General features: G+C 65.3%; 3 protein-coding genes. All 3 read right to left on the reverse strand.

Annotated elements, in window-relative coordinates; genetic code table 11:
- Positions 1 to 143: 143 nt before the first annotated feature.
- Genes QMX83_RS21150 through QMX83_RS21160 form a run of 3 tightly spaced genes read right to left on the reverse strand, consistent with a single transcriptional unit; the run spans position 144 to position 2,440 of the window.
- Entirely contained in the window at positions 144 to 947 is an 804-nt protein-coding gene (locus QMX83_RS21150; RefSeq protein ID WP_282298592.1) for an NAD-dependent protein deacetylase, read from the reverse strand.
- A 43-nt stretch (positions 948 to 990) separates the two neighbouring features.
- Positions 991 to 1,404 (reverse strand): acyl-CoA thioesterase, encoded by a 414-nt coding sequence (locus tag QMX83_RS21155; RefSeq protein WP_282298593.1) that lies wholly within the window; start codon positions 1,402 to 1,404, stop codon positions 991 to 993.
- 16 nt (positions 1,405 to 1,420) lie between these two features.
- A complete protein-coding gene (locus QMX83_RS21160) occupies positions 1,421 to 2,440 on the reverse strand; it encodes a ribonucleotide-diphosphate reductase subunit beta (protein ID WP_282298594.1) in 1,020 nt (339 codons plus the stop codon).
- Positions 2,441 to 2,583: the final 143 nt, after the last annotated feature.

Here is a 2,583-nt window from a genome sequence, read left to right on the forward strand (position 1 = left end):
GGGCTTGCCCGGCTGTGGGTGCCGCGCGAAGGGCAGCCGGGCAAGCCGCGCCGCGACCACATTTGCATACCATTCCGCCAAACGCGTCGCCACGCGCCCGCAGAATGACGTGCCGACGACCGCGCAGCCGGGCAAGCCCGGCGTTACAACAGGAACGACAACGCCGGGGCGCAGGGCTGTTCCACCTTCAGGGTCAGCAGGTCGTCGGCGCGGGTGCGGCCGAGGTTGAGCGCCGCCACCGGCAGGCCGGCCTTGGCGGCCGCCTGGACGAAGCGGAAGCCGGAGTAGACCATCAGCGAGGAGCCGACCACCAGCACCGCATCGGCGCGGCCCAGGTGGTCATGCACAGCCGCCACGCGCTCGCGCGGGACGTTTTCGCCGAAGAACACCACGTCCGGCTTGAGGATGCCGCCGCAGTGCGGGCAGGCCGGCACGTCGAACCTGCCGAAATCCACGCCGTCCAGGTCGGCATCGCCATCCGGAGCCTGCGCTGCATCAAGCTGCGCCCATTCCGGATTGCGTGCCAGCAGCGCGTGCTGGAAGTCCTCGCGCGGACTGCGCGCCTCACAGCCCATGCAGCGCACCTGGTCGAGGCGGCCGTGCAGGTCGATGACCGCGCGGCTGCCAGCCCGCTGGTGCAGGCAGTCCACGTTCTGGGTCAGCAGCACTTCCATCTGGCCCCGGTCTTCCAGGGCCGCAAGCGCGGCGTGGGTGCCGTTGGGCTGGGCCTGGCCGAAGCGCGGCCAGCCCAGCAGGCTGCGCGCCCAGTAGCGCTGGCGGGTGGCAGGCAGCGCCATGAAGTCCTGGAAGTTCACCGGCGGGGTGCGCTTCCACTGGCCGTCGGCGTCGCGGTAGTCGGGGATGCCCGAATCGGTGCTGCAGCCCGCGCCGGTCAGCACGAACAGGCGACGGGCGCGGTGGATGAAGTCGGCCAGAGGAAGTGACATGGAAAGCAGATGGGGGCACAAGGCCCCCATCGCAATTGCCGGTTCAGGGTCCGGCGATGTCCGCCGGCAGCGGCGGTACCGCCGTGGGGTGGTGATTCTCGTCCAGCGCGATCATCACGAAGTGGCCGCGGGTGCACAGCTTGCGCTCGCCACTGTGCAGATCTTCGGCGATCAGTTCCACTTCCACCTTCATCGAGCTGCGCCCGACTTCGACGATCCGGCCCACGGTTTCGACCATCTGCCCGACCGTGATCGGCAGCTTGAAGTCGACCTGGTCCGAACGCGCGGTGACCACGGCACGGCGCGAGTAACGGGCCGCCGCCAGGAACGCCGCTTTGTCCATCCACGCCAGCGCCTGGCCACCGAACAGGGTGCCCATGTGGTTGGTGTGGTTGGGGAAGACGATCTCGGCCATGCGCACTTCGGTGGGCGGGACGACATCGGCGGCGGTGGTCATCGGTGCGTCCCCTGCCTCAGAAGTTCATGTCGAAGGCGACTTCGCCCTGCACGCCCACCTGGTAAGCCGAGGGGCGGCGTTCGAAGAAGTTGGTCAGCTCCTGCACGTCCTGCAGTTCCATGAACGGCAGCGGGTTGCGCACGTTGTACTTCTTTTCCATGCCCAGGCGGTGGAAATGGTTGTCGGCGCAGTGCTGCAGGTACTGGCGCATGTCGCGGGTGGAAATGCCGGCAACGCCGCCGGACAACACGTCCTCGGCGAACTGCACTTCGCATTCGATGGCGTCGGCCAGCATGTCATAGACCTGCTGCTTCATCTCGTCGTCGAACAGGTCCGGTTCTTCCTCGCGGATCACGTCCACGCATTCGAAGGCGAAGTCCATGTGCGCGCTTTCGTCGCGGAACACCCAGTTGGTGCCCGAGGCCAGGCCATTGAGCAGGCCACGCGAACGGAAGTAGTACACGTAGGCGAACGCAGCGAAGAAGAACAGGCCTTCGATGCACGCAGCGAAGCAGATCTGGTTGAGCAGGAACTGGCGGCGCTGCTCGCGGGTTTCGATGCGGTGCAGGTCCTGGATGGAGTCGATCCACTTGAAGCAGAAATCGGCCTTCTTCTTGATCGAGTCGATGTTCTCCACCGCCGAGAACGCCTTGGCGCGCTCTTCCGGGTCCGGCAGGTAGTTGTCGAGCAGGGTCAGGTAGAACTGCACGTGCAGCGCTTCTTCGTACAGCTGGCGCGACAGGTACATGCGCGCTTCCGGCGCATTCAGATGCTGATACAGGTTCAGCACCAGGTTGTTGGAGACGATCGAGTCGCCGGTGGCGAAGAACGCGACCAGACGGTGGATCAAGTGGCGCTCACCCGGCGACATCTTGGTGTGCAGGTCGCTGATGTCGATCTGGAAGTTGATTTCTTCCACGGTCCAGGTGTTCTTGATCGCGTTGCGATACATGTCATAGAACTGCGGGTAGCGCATCGGGCGCAGGGTCAGTTCAAAACCGGGATCGAGCAGCATCTGCTTGCGGGTGTCGGCCATGGTGTTTCGTCCTTCAAATGGTTGTGCCGACCAACGGTCGGCACCTACCGGGTGTTAAGTTGACCGGGGTAGGCACCGACCGTTGGTCGGTGCAGCCGGCAGGTACCGGCCCCAAGGCGGTCTCTTATACACAACTGACGCTG

It is taken from the genome of Stenotrophomonas sp. PS02289 (genome assembly GCF_029960115.1).
Lineage (GTDB): Bacteria > Pseudomonadota > Gammaproteobacteria > Xanthomonadales > Xanthomonadaceae > Stenotrophomonas.